Raw genomic sequence first — 17,898 nt, forward strand, 5'->3', positions numbered from 1 at the left:
TCACCGCTCTCCGGACGGACGCTTCTTGACGCGCCGTCTCATCGATTTCCATCTCACCCCGGTCCGCCGCCAGCCGGTCTTCGGCTGTCGCATCGCGAGGGCCGCGCGCGCCGCCGGCTCCTCCCGCGCGAACGCGATGAGCAGTCCGACCGCGAACATCGTCGGCAGCAGGGCCGACCCCCCGTAGGAGAACAGCGGGAGCGGGACTCCGGCGATCGGCAGCAGGCCGAGCACCGCACCGATGTTGATCACGGCTTGCGCCGTGATCCAGGTGGTCACGCCTCCCGCGGCAAACCGTACGAAGGAGTCCTCCGTGCGTCCGGCCACGCGGATACCCGCATAGCCTAGGGCCGCGAACAGGGCGAGTACCGACAGCGTCCCCGCCAGACCCAGTTCCTCCCCGGTGATGGCGAAGATGAAGTCGGTGTGGGCTTCGGGTAGTTGTCCCCATTTTTCCACACTGGCCCCGAGGCCGGAACCGAACCAGCCGCCCGAGGCGAGGGCGTAGATCCCGTGCACGGCCTGCCAGCAAAGGTCGTTCTTGCCCGGTTCTGTCGCGCCGAGGCACGACAGCCGGTCCATCCGGTGCGGGCTCGTCTTGATCAGGAGTGCGACGATCACACCCGCGAACGCCAGCACCCCCACGAACAGCCGCGTCGGGGCGCCCGCGAGCCACAGCAGGCCGAACAGGATGGCGCCGAGGATCATCGCGGTGCCCATGTCGCCGCCGAGCATGATCAGTCCGAGCAGCAGGAACGCCACCGGGACCAGCGGCACCAGCAGGTGCTTCCACTGGCTCAGCAGGCCCTTGTCGCCCTTGCGCGCGAGCAGGTCGGCGCCCCACAGGATCAGTGCCAGCTTGCCGAACTCACTGGGCTGCAACATGAACGGACCGCCAAGGGAGATCCAGTTCTGGTTGCCGTTGATCGACACCCCTATCCCGGGAACCTGTACCAGCGCCATCAGGAAGAGCGTGCCGGCGAGCACCGGATAGGACAGCGCCCGGTGGAGTTTGACCGGCATCCGGGAGGCGGCGAACAGCAGGCAGCCGCCGATCAGGGCGGCCAGGAACTGCTTCTTGAAGAAGTACGCGTCACCGAGCCCGAGCTGTAGCGCCTTGATCATGGAGGCGGAGTAGACCATCACAAGGCCGAGCACGGTGATGAGCAGCGAGCTGCCGAAAATCAGGTAATACGCGGTGAGGGGACGGTCCCACGCCTTGCGCACCTGCTCCTGCGTGCGCCGGAACCGGGCCAGCGGCCCGCGCCCGGCGGGGCGCTGGACACCCGCCGCCGGGCGCTTGCGGCCCTGCGCCCTCGCGGCGGACGGCCGCCGCCCCGGAAGCATCTGCTTGGCCGGCATCTGTGATCTTCCCCTCCACTCGTACGAGGCGAGCAGCCGGCCGGAGGGAACCCGCTGCCGGAGCCTTCGGCCTAGGCGCTCTCGGCGGCCAGTTCGCGCACCGCGTCGGCGAACGCGTCCCCGCGCTTGTTGTAGTTCGCGAACATGTCCATGGATGCGCAGGCGGGCGCCAGCAGGACCGTGTCGCCGGGCTCGGCGAGCCGGGCCGCCTCCCGCACCGCCGCGAGCATCGCCCCAGTGTCGGTCCGGTCGAGGTCGGTGACCGGGACCTCGGGCGCGTGTCGCGCCAGCGCCTCGGCGATCAGCGCCCGGTCGGCGCCGATCAGCACGACGGCGCGCAGCCGCTTCGCGGACTTCCGTACGAGCTCGTCGAAGGTCGCGCCCTTGGCGAGGCCCCCGGCGATCCACACGACCGGCTCGAAGGCCGCGAGGGAGGCCTCCGCGGCGTGCGTGTTGGTGGCCTTGGAGTCGTCGATGTACGTGACGGAGGCGACCTCGTCCACGTACGCGACGCGGTGGGCGTCCGGGCGGAAGTTGCGCAGCCCGTCGCGGACCGCGCGCGGTTCCACGCCGAAGGCGCGGGCCAGGGCGGCCGCAGCGAGGGCGTTGGCGATGTTGTGCGGGGCGGGCGGGTTGACGTCCTCGACCTGCGCCAGCTCCTGGGCGTTCTTGTGCCGGTCGGCGACGAAGGCGCGGTCGATGAGGATGCCGTCGACCACGCCGAGCATGGAGGGGCCGGGGGCTCCCAGGGTGAAGCCGATCGCCCGGCAGCCCTCTTCGACGTCGGCCTCCACCACGAGGTCCTCGGTGGCCCGGTCGGCGGCGTTGTAGACGCAGGCGACGGTGTTGCCCTCGTAGATGCGGCCCTTGTCGGCGGCGTAGGCCTCCATCGAGCCGTGCCAGTCGAGGTGGTCGGGGGCCAGGTTGAGCACGGCCGCGGAGTGGGCGCGCAGGGACGGCGCCCAGTGCAGCTGGTAGCTGGAGAGCTCGACGGCGAGCACGTCGTACGCGCCCTCTTCGAGCACCACGTCGATGATCGGGGTCCCGATGTTGCCGACGGCCGCGGTCCGCAGGCCGGCGGCCTTGAGGATCGACGCCAGCATCTGGGTGGTGGTGGTCTTGCCGTTGGTCCCGGTGATGGCGAGCCAGGGGGCGGCGTTCTCGCCGCGCAGCTGCCAGGCGATCTCCACGTCGCCGACCACGTCGACGCCGGCCTTCGCGGCCGCCGCGAAGAGCGGGCTGTCGGGCTTCCAGCCGGGCGAGGTGACGATGAGGTCGGTCCCCTCGGGCAGGGTCTCCGCGTCCGCGAGGCGCACCGCGATCCCGGCCGCCTGAAGCTCCGCGGCGCGGGCGCGGTGGCCCTCGCTGTCGCCGCCGTCGACGACGGTCACGGATGCGCCGAAGCCGGCCAGGGCGCGGGCGGCACTGATGCCGCTCACGCCGAGACCGGCGACGGTGATGTTCTTGCCCTGCCAGGACGTCACTTGTCCGCTGCCCATCCCGCGTAGAAGAGACCGAGACCCACGATCACGCACATGCCCTGGATGATCCAGAAGCGGACCACCACAAGGACTTCGGACCACCCCTTGAGTTCGAAGTGGTGCTGCAGCGGTGCCATCCGGAAGACGCGCTTGCCGGTCAGCTTGAAGGAGCCGACCTGGATGACGACCGACATGGTGATGAGGACGAAGAGGCCGCCGAGGAGCGCCATCAGGAACTCGGTGCGGGAGCAGATCGCGAGGCCGGCGAGCGCGCCGCCGAGGGCCAGCGAGCCGGTGTCGCCCATGAAGATCTTCGCGGGCGAGGTGTTCCACCACAGGAAGCCGAAGCAGGCGCCCATCAGGGCGGAGGCGACGACGGCCAGGTCGAGTGGATCTCGTACCTCGAAGCAGGCGTTCGGGTACGGCAGGGTCTGCGCGTTGGCGCAGGACTCCTGGTACTGCCAGACGCCGATGAAGGTGTAGGCGCCGAAGACCATCACGGCGGCGCCGGTGGCCAGGCCGTCCAGACCGTCGGTCAGGTTCACGCCGTTGGACATCGCCAGGATCATGAACAGGGCCCAGACCACGAACAGCACCGGGCCGATCGACCAGCCGAAGTCCGTGACGAACGACAGCCTGGTGGAGGCCGGGGTGAGCCCGCGCGAGTCCTTGAACTGGAGCGCGAGCACCGCGAACGCGATGCCGACGATCAGCTGTCCGGACATCTTCGCCTTGGCCCGCAGGCCGAGCGACCGGCGCTTGACGATCTTGATGTAGTCGTCGAGGTAGCCGACGACGCCCATGCCCGCCATGAGGAACAGCACGAGCAGGCCCGAGAGGCTCACCGGCTCCCCGGTGATGACCTTCGTCAGGGCGTACGCGATGAGCGTCGCCAGGATGAAGGAGATGCCGCCCATGGTGGGCGTGCCCTTCTTCCCGGCGTGGCCGCGGGGGCCGTCGTCGCGGATGAACTGGCCGTAGCCCTTGCGGGCCAGCAGCTTGATCAGCAGCGGGGTGCCGATGAGCGTCAGGAACAGGCCGATGACTCCGGCGAACAGGATCTGCCTCATCGGTCGGCGACCCCGCCCTCGCGCTCCAGCAATGCCAGCGCGACCCGCTCCAGACCGATCGACCTCGAAGCCTTCACCAGCACGACGTCACCCGGGCGCAGCTCACTGCGCAACAGGTCGACCGCCGCCTGCGCGTCGGACACGACCACCGACTCCTCACCCCACGAACCCTCGTTATATGCGCCCAGTTGCAACCAGGACGCTTCCCTGCCCCCGACTGCGACGAGCTTGCTCACGTTGAGCCGGACGGCAAGCCGTCCCACCGCGTCGTGTTCGGCGAGCGATGCGTCACCGAGCTCGGCCATGGGGCCGAGCACCGCCCACGTGCGTCCCCCGTTGGCCCGCGCGGAGCCCCCCATCGCGGCAAGTGCGCGCAGAGCGGCCCGCATGGACTCCGGGTTCGCGTTGTAGGCGTCGTTGACGATCGTCACGCCGTCCGCCCGCTCGGTGACCTCCATCCGCCACCGGGACAAGGTGCCCGCCCCGGAGAGCGCGGTGGCGATCTCCTCGACGGACATGCCCAGTACATGGGCGACGGCGGCCGCGGCGAGCGCGTTCGACACGTGGTGCTCACCGTACAGCCGCAAGGTCACTTCGCTGCACCCGGTGGGTGTGTGGAGTGTGAAGGAGGGCTGTCCCGCGTCCGTCATGCGGACGTCGGTGGCCCGTACGTCGGCGTCCTCGGCCTCGCCGAAGAGCACCGTACGGGCCTTGGTGCGGGCGGACATGGGGCGTACGAGCGGGTCGTCGGCGTTGAGGACGGCGACGCCGCCCTCGGCCTCGGACGGCAGCGCCTCGACCAGCTCGCCCTTGGCCAGCGCGATCTGCTCGCGGCCGCCGAACTCGCCGATGTGGGCGGTGCCGACGTTCAGCACGAGCCCGATGCGCGGCGGGGTCAGGCCGGTGAGGTACGCGATGTGGCCGATCCCCCGGGCCCCCATCTCCAGCACCAGGTGGCGGGTCTGCGCGGTGGCCTTCAGCGCGGTGAGCGGCAGGCCGATCTCGTTGTTGAGGGAGCCGGGCGTCCACACGGTGGGGGCGTGGGTCTGGAGCACCTGGGCGATGAGGTCCTTGGTGGACGTCTTGCCGGCGGAGCCCGTCAGGGCCACCACGTCGGTGCCGAGGCGTTCGACGACGGCCCGGGCGAGGGCGCCGAGCGCCTTCTCCACGTCGGGCACGACGACGGCGGGCACGCCGACGGGCCGGGCCGCCAGGACGGCCGCCGCGCCCGCGGCGACCGCGCGCTCCGCGTAGTCGTGGCCGTCGACGTGCTCGCCGTCGAAGGCGGCGAAGAGGCTGCCGGCCTCCACCTGGCGGGAGTCGATGACGACGGGCCCGCTGATCCGCACCGAAGGATCCGGTATGTCGTGGGGCCGTCCGCCGGTGATGTCGGCGATCTCGGCGAGGGAGAGGGCGATCACTGGTTCACCTCGGCCTGTGGGGCGTTCGTTGCTCTGCTCTGCGCAGCCTGGCGTTCGATCGCGGCGCGGAGCACCGTGCGGTCGTCGAAGGGGCGGACGGTGCCCGCGGTGTCCTGGCCCTGCTCGTGGCCCTTGCCCGCCACCAGGACGGTGTCCCCGGGCTCGGCGCGCGCCACGGCGGCGGCGATGGCCGCGGCCCGGTCGGCGTCGACCAGGACGGTGCCGCGCTCGGCGGGCGGTACGGAGACGGCGCCTTCGAGCATCGCGGCGAGGATCACGAGGGGGTCCTCGGAGCGCGGGTTGTCGGAGGTGAGGACGGCGGTGTCGGCGTACCGGGCGGCCGCGGCGCCCATGGGGCCGCGCTTGGTGGTGTCGCGGTCGCCTCCGCAGCCGAGCACGATGTGCAGCCGGCCCTCGGTGACCTCGCGCAGGGCGCGCAGGACGGATTCGACTGCGTCCGTCTTGTGCGCGTAGTCGACGACGGCGAGGTACGGCTGCCCCGCGTCCACCCGCTCCAGCCGGCCGGGGACCCCGGGGACCGCGGCGACGCCGTCGGCGGCGGTCTGCGGGTCGAGGCCGGCGGCGGCGAGGGTGACGATCGCGGCGACGGTGTTGGCGACGTTGAACGGGCCGGGCAGCGGCGCGGTGGCCCGGACGCGCTGTCCGTCGGGGCCGGTCAGGGTCAGGGTGGAGCTCGCCGGGCCGAACACCACGTCCTCGGCACGCCAGTCGGCGGCCGGGTCCCCGGTGGCGGAGAAGGTGGTGACCGGGATCGCGGCCTCCTTGGCGAGGCGGCGGCCGTACTCGTCGTCGAGGTTGACCACGCCGAGGCGGGCGCGGCGCGCGGTGAACAGCCCCGCCTTCGCCTGGAAGTAGTCCTCCATGTCGGAGTGGAACTCCATGTGCTCCGGGCTCAGGTTGTTGAAGACGGCGACGTCGAAGACGCAGCCGTCCACGCGCCCGAGCACCAGGGCGTGGCTGGAGACCTCCATGGCGACGGCCTCGACCCCGCGTTCGCGCATGACGGCGAACAGGGCCTGGAGGTCGGTGGCCTCGGGGGTGGTCCGCTCCGACTTGATGCGCTCGTCGCCGATGCGCATCTCGACGGTGCCGACGAGCCCGGTGCTGCGGCCGGCGGCCCGGAGGCCGCCCTCGACGAGGTACGCCGTGGTGGTCTTGCCGGAGGTGCCGGTGATGCCGATCTGGAGCAGGCCCTCGCCGGGCCGCCCGTAGATCGCCGCGGCCAGCTCGCCCATCCGGCCGCGCGGGTCCGGTGCGGTCAGGACGGGCAGTCCGGTCGCGGCGGCGCGCTCCGCCCCCGCGGGGTCGGTCAGCACGGCGGCGGCGCCGAGGCCGGCCGCCTGGGCGGCGAAGTCGGCGCCGTGGGTGCGGGCGCCCGCCAGGGCCGCGTACAGGTCTCCGGGGCGCACCGCACGGGAGTCGTGGGTGATGCCGGTGATCTGTGTGGCGGCCGGTTCCGGCAGACCCAGCAGCGCTGCCAGTGCGCCCAGTGGCGTCGGGCTGGCGGACTCGGGCCGGGGCGCTCCCGGCGGCACTGCCGGGGCGTCCTTCTGGGTGGTTCTGGGCTGATCAGCGTGGGACACGGCGGTGAGCGTACCGGGCGCGGCGGGCCGCTCGCGAAGCGAGGGCCCGGCCCCGGTGCCGGCGGTCGGCTGGTTCCCGGGTTTCGGGGTGATCGTTGTCACTGGTGGTGCCTCACGCATTTCTGGCGGGCCGGCCGGGCTGGGGGTCACCGACCGGGCTGCGGACTGGGCTGCGGGCCGGGCTGCGGGCCGGGTTCGAAGGTGACCGGGAGTCCGGCGGGGGCGGTTCCGGTGGGGGCGACCTGGAGGGTCTTGAGGGCGAACTCCATGACCTTCTTGTAGATGGGGCCGCAGATCTGGCCGCCGAAGTAGCTGCCCTTGGTGGGGTTCTGGATGGCGCAGTAGACGGTGACGCGGGGGTTGTCGGCGGGTGCGAACCCGGCGAAGGAGGCGGTGTAGCCCTTGTAGCGGCCGGTGGCCGGATCCACCCGGTTGGAGGTGCCGGTCTTGCCGCCGACCCGGTAGCCGGGGATGCGGGCCTTGGTTCCGGTGCCGTCCTGGTCGTCGACCACGGATTCGAGCATCTCGGCGAGGGTCCTGGCGGTCTCCTTGCTGACCACCTGGCTCCGCTCGGGGGCCGGGGCCGGGGTGAAGCGGCCGTCGGGGCCCTTGGTGCCGCGCACGAGGGTCGGCTCGATCCGGACCCCGCCGTTGGCGATGGTCGAGTACACGGAGGCCGCCTGCATGGCGTTGAGGGACATGCCCTGGCCGAAGGGGATCGTGTACTGCTGCGAAGTGGACCATGCCTCCGGAGCGGCGAGGATGCCGCGGGACTCGCCGGGGTAGTTCAGGCCGGTGGGCTGTCCCATGCCGAACTTGGTGAGGTAGGAGTGCAGCACCTTGTTGGCCTGGGGCTGGGTGGGGCCGAGCTGCCCGGTGGCCAGGATGGTTCCGATGTTGGAGGACTTGGCCAGGACGCCGTTGAGGGTCAGGTACCAGGTCGGGTGGTCGATGTCGTCCTTGAAGAGCCGGTCCCCGCGGTGGAGCCGGTTGGGGACCTCCACGTGGGTGGCGGGGGTGGCCTTCTTCTCCTCCAGTACGGCGGCCATCGACATCACCTTGGCGGTGGAGCCGGGCTCGTACACGTCCTGGAGCGCCGCGTTGCCCATGGCGGCGGAGCGGGCGCGGGTCAGGTCGTTGGGGTCGAAGCCGGGGGCGTTGGCCATGGCGAGGATCTCGCCGGTGCCGGTGTCCTGGACGATGACGTAGCCGCGGTCGGCCCCGGACTTCTGGACCTGCTCGGCGATGGCGCTCTGGGCCGCCCACTGGATGTCGCGGTCGATGGTCAGCTCGATGTCCTCGCCGGGTACGGCGGGCTTCTCGCTGGATCCGGCGGTGGGCACCCGGCGGCCGCCGGACTGGGCGTAGGTGACCTCGCCGTCCTTGCCGGACAGCTTCTCGTCGAGGGAGGACTCCAGGCCGCCGCCGCCCTTGCCGTCGGCGTTGACGTAGCCCAGTATCCCGGCGGCGAGGTCGCCGCCCGGGTACACGCGCTTGCTGCTGTTCTCGTTGAACACGCCGGCCAGGACGTTGGCGCCGGGACCGTTGTTGCGCTTGTCGGCGGCCGCCTTGTCCGCGAAGACCCGCTTGAGGTCCTTGATCTGGTTCCAGACCTGGGGGGTCTGGCGGTAGGCGATCACGACGTAGCGGGTGTTCGGGGTCTTCAGCCGCGCGGCGAGCTCCTTGGCGTCCTTGCCGAGGATGGGCGCGAGGAGGGCCGCGGCCTGCTCGGGGGCGTCCGGGGCCTTGCTGTCCTGCGGGGTGAACATCTTCGGGTCGGCGGTGATGTCATACGCGTCGACGCTGGTGGCCAGGGCCACGCCCTTGCGGTCGGTGATCTCACCGCGCTCGGCGGCCAGTCTGACGCTGGTGTAGCGGTTCTTGGACGCCTCGGCGGAGAAGGCCGAGGCGTCCACGGCCTGGACCTGGAGCAGCCGGACCACGAAGGCGAGCATGACGAGGGTCAGCCCGACGCCGACCAGGCGCAGCCGGGGCCTGGGGCTGCCGAGCCGGATGGTGTGCGGCCTGGACGGTCCGGCCGCCGGGCGGCGGGTCGCGGGCCGGGACGCGGGGCGCGCGCCGCCGGCGGCGCGGGCCCGGTCCCCCGGGCGCGGCCGCCCGGGGCCGGGGAGCCGCCTGCGCGGCGGCTCCTGCGGGCTCACGCCGCGCCCCCGGAGGGGCGGCGTGGGGCGCCGCGGAGCGGGTCCGTGCCCGGGTTCCGGGGGCTCCGCCCCGCTCCGGGGGCGGGCGGGGCGGGGGTGGGTCCCGCAGGGGTCCGCGTCACGACGTCACCTTCCGGGGGGCTGGCTGGGCTGCTGGGAACCGGCGGGGGCGGCCGGGGCCTGCCCGGGCGGGGCGGCCGCCGCGGACGCCGGCGGGGCGGAGGGGGCGGACGACCCGGCCTGGGGCGGTGCGCCCGGGCTCTGGGAGGGGTCCGGGGCCGGTGCCTGGCCCTGCGAGGGTGCCGGGGACGGCGGCGGGGACGGCGGCGGCGGGGCCTCGGCCGGTGCGGCGGCGCCGGCGACCTCGCCGTCCGGGCTGATGAAGACCGGGCTGCCGCCGGGGACCAGGCCCAGCTCCTGCGCCCGGCGCTGCAGCGCGTCGGGGGCGGAGTAGGCGTCCACGTCGCGCTGGAGGGCCTGCTCCTCGTCGGTGAGGACCGTGGTCTCCTTCTTCAGCTTGCTCAGCTGGAAGGAGCCCTCGTTCAGCGCCGAGTTCAGCAGCAGCAGGCTGATCAGGCCGCCGCCGAGCAGGGCCACGACGAGCAGGACGAACGGCATCCGGGCCGCCTGTCCGGCGGAGCCGGCGGGACGGGCGCCGGGGCGGCCGCCGAGGGCCTTGCCGACCCGGGCCGCCCGGCCGCGCGTCAGCGTGGCGAACTTCCCCGCCTTGCCGCCCCCGGCCGTCACAGCTTCGCCTCCCGGATGCGTTCGACGCCGCGGCAGCGCGCCGGGGCGGCCCGCCGGTTCTCGGCGATCTCCTCCTCGGTCGGCAGTTCCGCGCCGCGCGTCAGCAGCTTCAGCTTCGGCTGGTACTTCTCCGGGACCACCGGCAGTCCGGCCGGGGCCGTGGAGGTCGCGCCCGCCGCGAAGACCTGCTTCACCAGGCGGTCCTCCAGCGAGTGGTACGACAGCACCGCGATCCGGCCGCCGACCGCGATCCGGTCGACCGCCGCCGGGATCGCCCGCTCCAGGCCCGACAGCTCGCCGTTGACCTCGATCCTCAGCGCCTGGAAGGTCCGCTTGGCGGGGTTGCCGCCGGTGCGCTTGACCGCCTGGGGCAGGGAGTCGCGGATCAGCTCGACCAGCCGGGCGCTGTTGGTGAAGGGCTCCTTGTCCCGCTCCCGGACGACCGCGGACACGATCCGCTTGGCCTGCTTCTCCTCGCCGTACTGGCGCAGGATGCGCACGAGCTCGCCCGGCGCGTAGGTGTTGAGCACCTCGGCGGCGCTGATGCCCGTCGTCTGGTCCATCCGCATGTCCAGCGGCGCGTCCTGGGCGTACGCGAACCCGCGGTCGGCCTCGTCGAGCTGCATGGAGGAGACGCCGAGGTCGAAGAGGACGCCCTGGACGGTCGGGATGCGCAGCCCGTCCAGGACCTCGGCGAGGTCGGCGTAGATCGCGTGGACGAGGGTGGCCCGGTCGCCGAAGGGTGCGAGCCGTTCGCCGGAGAGCCGCAGGGCTTCCTTGTCGCGGTCGAGGCCGATCAGGTGCACCTCGGGGAAGCGGGTGAGCAGGGCCTCGCTGTGGCCGCCGAGGCCGAGGGTGCAGTCGACGACGACGGCCCCGGGCCTCTCCAGCGCCGGGGCCAACAGGTCCAGGCACCGCTGGAGCATCACCGGGACATGTCGGGACTCGCTAGTCAAAGCGCCCTCTCAGATAACGGCGCACCGCGCGCACGCACCGCCGGGTCCCCATCCGCTCGGGAGCGGTACCCGTCCGGCGGCACCGGGGAAGCCGGCCCCGGCCGGCCGGTGAGCGGGAGGGGGCCGGGCCGTGCGTACGCGCCGCGCACGCGGAGTGTTCGTCGGGGGCCGGGCGGCCGGTCAGGGCCGGGCTCCGGCCGGTTCGCGTCACTTTAGTGCAACGGTCGCCGCGGTCAACGAACCGCCCCGCGCGCCGTGCGGCCCTCTCCAGGGGAAGCGGCAAATGCCGTGAATCACCCGTACGGGCGCCTCCGCCTCGCCCCTGTGGGTTAGCTCACACCAAGGCCGGTTGACCTTCTTTGTCCGTCCTCACCAACTGCCCGGACCGGGCGTGACCATTAACGTCGTATGCATGACGACATCCGCATCCCTGCCCGCCAAGCCCACATCCGAGGCCTCCGGCGCCGGCGTCACCGACCGCCTAGTCGAGGCGAACCGGCGGTACGCGGCTGAGTTCGCCGACCCCGGCATGGACGCCCGGCCGGTCCTGCACGTGGCCGTCGTGGCCTGTATGGACGCCCGCCTCGACCTGCACGCCGCCCTCGGCCTGGAACTCGGCGACTGCCACACGATCCGCAACGCGGGCGGCGTGGTCACCGACGACACCATCCGCTCCCTCACCATCAGCCAGCGGGCCCTCGGGACCCGCACGGTGATACTCATCCACCACACCGGCTGCGGCCTCGAAAGCCTGACCGAGGACTTCCGGCACGAGCTGGAGGACGAGGTCGGCCAGCGCCCGGCCTGGGCCGTGGAGGCGTTCCGGGACGTCGACCAGGACGTCCGCCAGTCCATGCAGCGGGTGCGGACCAACCCCTTCCTGCCGCACACGGACGATGTGCGAGGCTTCGTCTTCGACGTGCACACCGGCCTCCTGCGGGAGATCGATCCCGGCTCCTGAGTGACACAAGGCCGTAACGCCGTCAAGAATGCGGGGAGACGCCCTCCGGGAACCCCCGGAACCGGTGTCCGTGTTTCGGGGTGGGCCGGTCATGCGCCAAGGGCGATCGGCCCGGGGAAAGGGCCGAGGAGAACCAGGTGACGACGTATGACGACCGAGCGAGCCTCGCGGATCTGACCAGCACGGCGGAGCGTGTGCGCCAGTCGGTCGAAAGCGTGATCGAGGGCAAGCCGGAGGTCGTGCGCCTGGCGCTGACCGTCCTGCTCGCCGAGGGGCACCTGCTGATCGAGGACGTCCCCGGCGTCGGCAAGACCATGCTCGCCAAGACCCTCGCCAAGTCCATCGACTGCTCGGTGCAGCGCATCCAGTTCACCCCGGACCTGCTGCCCTCCGACATCACCGGCGTGAGCATCTACGACCAGCAGCGGCGCGAGTTCGAGTTCAAGCCGGGCGCGATCTTCGCGCAGATCGTCATCGGCGACGAGATCAACCGCGCCTCGCCCAAGACCCAGTCCGCGCTGCTGGAGTCGATGGAGGAGCACCAGGTCACCATCGACGGCACCACGTACGCGCTGCCGACCCCCTTCATGGTCGTCGCCACCCAGAACCCGGTGGAGATGGAGGGCACCTACCCGCTCCCCGAGGCGCAGCGCGACCGCTTCATGGCCCGCGTCTCCGTCGGCTACCCCAGCCCCGAGGCCGAGCTCCAGATGCTCGACGTGCACGGCGGGCTCTCCCCGCTCGACGACCTGACGGCCGTCGCGCACGCCCACGACATCGTCAAGCTGATCGAGGCCGTCCGCGAGGTGTACGTCGCCGAGCCCGTCCGGCGCTACGTCGTCGACCTGGTCTCGGCCACCCGCAGCCACCCGGACCTGCGCCTGGGCGCCTCCCCCCGCGCCACCCTGCACCTGCTGCGCGCCGTGAAGGCCTCCGCCGCGCTCTCCGGCCGGGAGTACGTGCTGCCCGACGACGTGCAGGCCCTGGCCTCCCCGGTGCTCGCGCACCGGCTGCTGCCCACCGCGCAGGCCCAGCTGAACCGGCGCACCGCCGAGCAGGTCGTCCAGGACATCCTGCAGCGCACCCCCGTGCCCGCGGCGCACGCCCGCAGCGAGATGCCGCCCGGCGCCGGCATCCGGGGCTTCTGATGGACGCCGGTGGCCCGGCGGAGGAAGGCCGCGGCGCCGGCGGGCTGCGCGCGTCGCTGTCCGGGCTGACCACGCGCGGCCGCTCGTTCCTGGCCGCCGGGATCGCCGCCGCCGCCTGTGCGTACGTACTGGGGCAGAGCGAACTGCTCCGGGTCGGGCTGCTGCTGGCCGTTCTGCCGCTGATCTGCGTCCTGGCGCTGCACCGGACCCGCTACCGGGTGTCCGGCAGCCGCCGGCTCACCCCGGGGCGGGTCTCCGCGGGCGCCGAGGCACGGGTCCAGCTGCGCCTGGACAACGTCTCCCGCCTCCCCACCGGCCTGCTCATGCTGCAGGACCGGGTGCCGTACGTGCTGGGCCCGCGCCCCCGGTTCGTGCTGGACCGGGTCGAGCCCGGGGGGCGCCGCGAGGTGTCCTACCGGGTCCGCTCCGACCTGCGCGGCCGCTACCCGCTGGGCCCGCTCCAGCTGCGGCTGAGCGACCCCTTCGGGCTGGTCGAGCTGACCCGCTCGTTCTCCTCGTACGACACCCTCACCGTCATCCCGCGCACCGAGCCGCTGCCCCCGGTCCGCCTGGCGGGCGAGGCGTCCGGCTACGGCGACGGCAGCCGCCGCTCGCTGGCCCTGGCCGGCGAGGACGACGTGATCCCCCGCGGCTACCGGCGCGGCGACGACCTGCGCCGGGTCCACTGGCGCTCCACCGCGCGCTACGGCGAGCTGATGGTGCGCCGCGAGGAGCAGCCGCAGCGCAGCCGGGCGACGGTCCTGCTGGACACCCGGCGCCTGGCCTTCGAGGGCGCGGGTCCCGACTCGGCGTTCGAGTGGGCGGTGTCCGGGGCCGCCTCGGCCCTGGTGCACCTCCTGGAGCGGGGCTTCTCGGTGCGGCTCCTCACGGACACCGGCGACTCGGCGCCCGGCGAGGGCGGCGGCGGGTTCTCTGCCTCCGGCGGGCAGGACTCCGCGACGGCCGCCGGGCTGATGATGGACACCCTCGCCGTGGTCGGGCACTCCGACGGCGCCGGTCTCTCTCGGGCCCACGACGCGGTGCGCGGCAGCGGCAGCGGCTTCGGCGGCGGCGCCGGGGACGGGCTGCTCGTCGCGTTCCTCGGCGATCTGGACGACGTACAGACGGAGCTGGCCGCCAGGATGCGCCAGCGCGCCGGGGGCGCCGTCGCCTTCGTGCTGGACTCCGCCACCTGGGCGGGCCGTCCGGCGCAGGAGCACGCGCTGCCCCCCCTGGAGGAACGGCTGCGCAGGCTGCGCGACGCGGGCTGGACGGCGCTGGCCGCCCCGCCCGGGGTGGCCTTCGGCGAGCTGTGGAGACAGGCCGGGAGGACTCCGTCCGGCCCGGGTACCACCGGAGGTCGGGGATGAGCGGGCGCGCGAGACTGACGCTGTTCGCGGCACTGGCGACGCTGCTCACCTCGTGGTCGCTGGCCCCGCTGGTGGAGTCTGCGACCTGGCTGCTGCAGGCGGCGCTGCTGCTGGCGGTGCAGAGCGCGGTGGGCGCGGGGGCGCGGCGGGTGCCGCTGGCGCGGTCGCTGACCGTGGCCGCGCAGCTGCTGGTGTCGCTGCTGCTGCTCGCGCTCCTCTTCGGCGGCAGGGCCGGTTCCGGCGGGTCCGGCCCGATGGCCTACCTGGTGACGGACTTCGGGGCGCTGTTCCGGCAGGGCGCCGTCGACGTCGGCGAGTACGCGATCCCGGCCCCGCTCACCGACGGCATCCGGCTGCTGCTGGTCGCCGGGGTGCTGCTGATCGGGCTGCTGGTGGACCTGCTGGCGGTGACCATGCGCGCCGCCGCGGCGGCCGGGCTGCCGCTGCTCGCGCTGTACTCGGTGGCCGCGGGCCTGTCGGGCGGGGGCGGGGCCTCCTGGGTCTCCTTCCTGCTGGCGGGCTGCGGGTACCTGATGATGCTGCTGAGCGAGGGCCGCGACCGGCTGGCGCAGTGGGGCCGGGTCTTCGGCGGGACCCCGCCCGGCCGGGTCTCGGCCGCCTCGGGCCTCGGCGCGGGACCGGGCGGTGGCCGGGCGACGGCCCCGGGGCGGACCGGGCGGCGGATCGGCGTGATGGCCCTGGGCCTGGCCCTGGTGGTGCCCGCGCTGCTGCCCGCGCTCGGCAGCGGGCTGATGGGCCCGCAGGGCGGCGGTGACGGCAGCGGCGGCGGGACGGGCGGGACGATCTCGGCGGTCAACCCGTTGGTCTCGCTGCAGAACAGCCTGAACGCGCAGGACAACCGGGTGGTGCTGAAGTACCGGACGGACAGCCCCCAGCAGGGCGAGCAGTACCTGCGGATCCTGGCGCTGGACGAGTTCAACGGGGTCAAGTGGGAGGCCTCGGGCCGGGCGCTGACCGATGTGCCCGAGCGGCTGCCGAATCCGCCCGGACTCGGCGAGCAGGTCCGCCAGGGCGCGCAGGAGGTGCAGACCAGCGTCTCGGCGGCCGAGGGCTACAGCCAGCGCTACCTTCCGATGCCGTACCCGGCGACGGCGGTCGAGATCGGCGGCAAGTGGCGCTTCGAGCCCACCGGCCGGACCCTGGTCGGGGACCAGCTGGGCAAGGAGCGGTTCCAGAACGTCCAGGGCGCGCGGTACACCGTACGGAGCCTGCTGCTGAAGCCGACGGCCCAGCAGCTGCAGAACGCCCCCGCCCCGAACCCGGCCGTCCAGGCCGAGTACACGAAGCTGCCGGACACGCTGCCGCCGGTGGTCGGGGAGACGGCGCGCCAGGTCACGCAGGGCGCGCGGGACGACTACACGCGGGCCGTGAAGCTGCAGGACTACTTCGCCGTGAGCGGTGGCTTCCGCTACGACACGAAGACCGCCTCGGGGACGGGTTCGCAGGCCGTCGCCCGCTTCCTGGCCGAGAAGGAGGGCTTCTGCGTCCACTTCGCGTTCTCGATGGCGGCGATGTCCCGCTCGCTCGGCATCCCGGCGCGGGTCGCGGTCGGCTTCACCCCCGGCGAGCGGCAGTCGGACGGCAGCGTGAACGTGACGATGCGGGACGCGCACGCCTGGCCGGAGCTGTACTTCGAGGGCGTGGGCTGGACCCGGTTCGAGCCCACGCCGCGGTCGGGCATCTCGGTGCCGGACTACTCCCGGCCGCAGGCCCCGGTGGCCCAGCCGTCGGCGCCCGCGCCGCTGCCCTCGACGGGCGCGACGGCGCCCGCGCCGGCGCCGTCCGCGTCCGAGAACTGCCCGCCGGAGCTGAAGAGGCTCGGCGAGTGCGGCGGCCCGGTGCTCCGGCAGAACTCCTCGGGCGGTGGCGGGATCTCGGCGCTCGCCGTCCTCGGCTGGGTCGCGGCCGCGGTGGTGGTCCTGGGGCTCCCGCTGCTCCCGCTGCTGTGGCGGACCCGGGCGCGGGCCCGCCGGCTGGGCACCGGTGAGGTGCCGGCGGCCTGGCGGGAGCTGCGGGACGCCGCCTGGGACGTGGGCGTGCCCCCGGACGGGGCGCTGTCCCCGCGCCGGGCCGCGGCCCGGATCGTGGAGCTGGGCGCGCTGGAGCCGGAGGCCGCCGCGGCGGCCCACCGGGTCGCGGGCGCCGTGGAGCGGGAGCTGTACGCGCCGCCGGGCGCGCAGGCCCCGTACCCGGGGCTGGCGGACGACGTGCTGCTGGCACGGGCCGGGCTGCTGGCCGGGACCGGCCGCGGCGGGCGGCTGCGGGCGCTGCTGCTGCCGCGCTCCGCGGCCCGGGTGTCCTGGGCGGTGTCCGCCCACCGGGCGGCGCTGGCTTCGGCGGTCGCGGCCCGGCTGGCGCCGGTGCGGCTGGCGGCCGGCCGGCTGCGGCTGCCCCTGCGGGGGCGCGGCTGAGGCCGCGGCGCAGGGTGGGCGGGCGGGGCCGGTATCGCGCGGAACGCGGTCCGGCCCCGCAGCCGTACGGGGGCGTCCGGCTCCCGCCGCCGTGCGGGGGCGTCCGGCTCCCGCCGCCGTGCGGGGGCGTCCGCTCCCGGAGCACCGGGCCCGGTCGTGACGCCGCGACCGGGCGTGAACGCACGGACGCGGCGGGGCTCGATCCCCCCGAGCCCCGCCGCGTCCGTGTACCGCGTCACCGGGTCCCCCGCCCGGTCACGGAGGAGGTACCCGGTCCGCTCCGCGGCCCCGTGTCCGCGGTGCGGACCGGGTCTCCTGTCCGTTGCCCCCAGTCTGCCGTCCGCGCAGGCGGGGGCCCATCCGCGCGCGTACTCATCTCCTGCCTGGGTACGGGTACTCAGGCGCCGCGGCGGGCCCCACCAGTTGTACGGGCTGCCGCCCCCGGACGGCACCGCCGACCGGGGGGCACCGCGGGCCCGCGGGCGGTCTCCCGGGCCCGCCGGGTCAGCGGTTTCCGCTGACCCGGCCCCGCAGCAGCAGGGACAGGGCCGAGTGCACGTCGTCCAGCGACCGCTCGCTCTGGAAGGACTGCCAGTCCAGGGCGGCCACCAGCACCATCCCGACCATCGCGGCCGCCGTGAGCGGGACGTCGATCTCGGCGCTCAGCTCACCGCGCTCGACGCCCTCGCGCAGCACGGTCTCGACGACGGCCACCGCCTCCCGGCGGACCACCATGAGCGTGGACTGCCAGGTCCGGTTGGTCCGCCACAGCTCGGCCACGTACAGCTGGGTGAAGGCCGGGTAGCGGTCGATGAAGACGAGACCGGCCCGGATCATCGCGTCGAGCGCCTCGACCCGGGTGCCGCCCCGGGCCTCGGTCTCCTCCGCCGCCGTCCGCAGCGAGACGGTCAGCAGTCCGACCCCGTGCCGCAGCAGCTCCTCGAACAGGTCGTTCTTGCTGGCGAAGTTGTAGTAGACGGTGCCCTTGGCGACTCCCGCCCGCTCGGCGATCTCCTCGACCGTGGTCGCCGAGAAGCCCTTCTCGGCGATGAGGGTCACGGCCGCTTCGTAGAGCTTCTGCCGGGTGGCCTGACGTCGGCCGCCGGTGACCGTGCCGCCCGTACCGGTGCTGCTGCTTTCCATGGCGCTGATTCTCACAGGTCGACACATCCCCCACGGGCTCG

13 protein-coding genes are annotated in these 17,898 nt (G+C 73.7%); 4 read left to right on the forward strand and 9 right to left on the reverse strand.

Translation table 11 applies throughout. The features are described from left to right. The 8 genes from ftsW to rsmH form a co-directional block, all read right to left on the reverse strand. A complete protein-coding gene (gene ftsW / locus ACFWTC_RS03670) occupies positions 1-1,362 on the reverse strand; it encodes a putative lipid II flippase FtsW (protein WP_384025706.1) in 1,362 nt (453 codons plus the stop codon). A 71-nt stretch (positions 1,363-1,433) separates the two neighbouring features. Next, the gene (gene murD / locus ACFWTC_RS03675) at positions 1,434-2,861 is read right to left on the reverse strand and encodes a UDP-N-acetylmuramoyl-L-alanine--D-glutamate ligase (protein WP_383924073.1); all 1,428 of its coding nucleotides are present in this window, start codon (positions 2,859-2,861) and stop codon (positions 1,434-1,436) included. Continuing rightward, positions 2,843-3,913, reverse strand: coding sequence for a phospho-N-acetylmuramoyl-pentapeptide-transferase (gene mraY, locus ACFWTC_RS03680; protein ID WP_383924076.1), 1,071 nt, complete (start codon positions 3,911-3,913; stop codon positions 2,843-2,845). The genes murD and mraY overlap by 19 nt, the downstream gene beginning before the upstream one ends. Then, complete coding sequence (gene murF / locus ACFWTC_RS03685; protein WP_384025709.1) at positions 3,910-5,334, reverse strand: UDP-N-acetylmuramoyl-tripeptide--D-alanyl-D-alanine ligase; 1,425 nt, start codon at positions 5,332-5,334, stop codon at positions 3,910-3,912. Before murF ends, mraY begins: the two co-directional genes overlap by 4 nt. After that, the gene (locus tag ACFWTC_RS03690) at positions 5,331-7,040 is read right to left on the reverse strand and encodes a UDP-N-acetylmuramoyl-L-alanyl-D-glutamate--2,6-diaminopimelate ligase (RefSeq protein ID WP_383924082.1); all 1,710 of its coding nucleotides are present in this window, start codon (positions 7,038-7,040) and stop codon (positions 5,331-5,333) included. The genes murF and ACFWTC_RS03690 overlap by 4 nt, the downstream gene beginning before the upstream one ends. 44 nt (positions 7,041-7,084) lie before the next feature. Continuing rightward, positions 7,085-9,100: a peptidoglycan D,D-transpeptidase FtsI family protein gene (locus tag ACFWTC_RS03695; protein WP_384025712.1), complete on the reverse strand. Its 2,016-nt coding sequence runs from the start codon at positions 9,098-9,100 to the stop codon at positions 7,085-7,087. Positions 9,101-9,226: 126 nt separating this feature from the next. Then, the gene (locus ACFWTC_RS03700; protein ID WP_383927964.1) at positions 9,227-9,847 is read right to left on the reverse strand and encodes a hypothetical protein; all 621 of its coding nucleotides are present in this window, start codon (positions 9,845-9,847) and stop codon (positions 9,227-9,229) included. Further along, positions 9,844-10,803, reverse strand: a complete 960-nt coding sequence (rsmH, locus tag ACFWTC_RS03705) for a 16S rRNA (cytosine(1402)-N(4))-methyltransferase RsmH (RefSeq protein ID WP_383927961.1) — start codon at positions 10,801-10,803, stop codon at positions 9,844-9,846. Before rsmH ends, ACFWTC_RS03700 begins: the two co-directional genes overlap by 4 nt. Positions 10,804-11,152: 349 nt before the next feature. On the opposite strand from rsmH, the gene ACFWTC_RS03710 reads away from it, so the two are divergent. The 4 genes from ACFWTC_RS03710 (at position 11,153) to ACFWTC_RS03725 (ending at position 16,714) form a co-directional block, all read left to right on the forward strand. Further along, on the forward strand, positions 11,153-11,764 hold the full coding sequence (locus tag ACFWTC_RS03710; RefSeq protein ID WP_383927958.1) for a beta-class carbonic anhydrase: 612 nt from the start codon (positions 11,153-11,155) through the stop codon (positions 11,762-11,764). A 137-nt stretch (positions 11,765-11,901) separates the two neighbouring features. Beyond that, a complete protein-coding gene (locus ACFWTC_RS03715) occupies positions 11,902-12,912 on the forward strand; it encodes an AAA family ATPase (RefSeq protein WP_384025715.1) in 1,011 nt (336 codons plus the stop codon). After that, entirely contained in the window at positions 12,912-14,282 is a 1,371-nt protein-coding gene (locus ACFWTC_RS03720; protein WP_383927952.1) for a DUF58 domain-containing protein, read from the forward strand. The genes ACFWTC_RS03715 and ACFWTC_RS03720 overlap by 1 nt, the downstream gene beginning before the upstream one ends. Next, positions 14,279-16,714 (forward strand): transglutaminaseTgpA domain-containing protein, encoded by a 2,436-nt coding sequence (locus ACFWTC_RS03725; protein ID WP_384025718.1) that lies wholly within the window; start codon positions 14,279-14,281, stop codon positions 16,712-16,714. The genes ACFWTC_RS03720 and ACFWTC_RS03725 overlap by 4 nt, the downstream gene beginning before the upstream one ends. A 504-nt stretch (positions 16,715-17,218) precedes the next feature. On the opposite strand, the gene ACFWTC_RS03730 is transcribed toward ACFWTC_RS03725, so the two are convergent. Beyond that, a complete protein-coding gene (locus ACFWTC_RS03730; protein WP_383900358.1) occupies positions 17,219-17,857 on the reverse strand; it encodes a TetR/AcrR family transcriptional regulator in 639 nt (212 codons plus the stop codon). Between the last annotated feature and the right edge of the window lie 41 nt (positions 17,858-17,898).

This window comes from Streptomyces sp. NPDC058619, assembly GCF_042717785.1.
GTDB lineage: Bacteria > Actinomycetota > Actinomycetes > Streptomycetales > Streptomycetaceae > Streptomyces.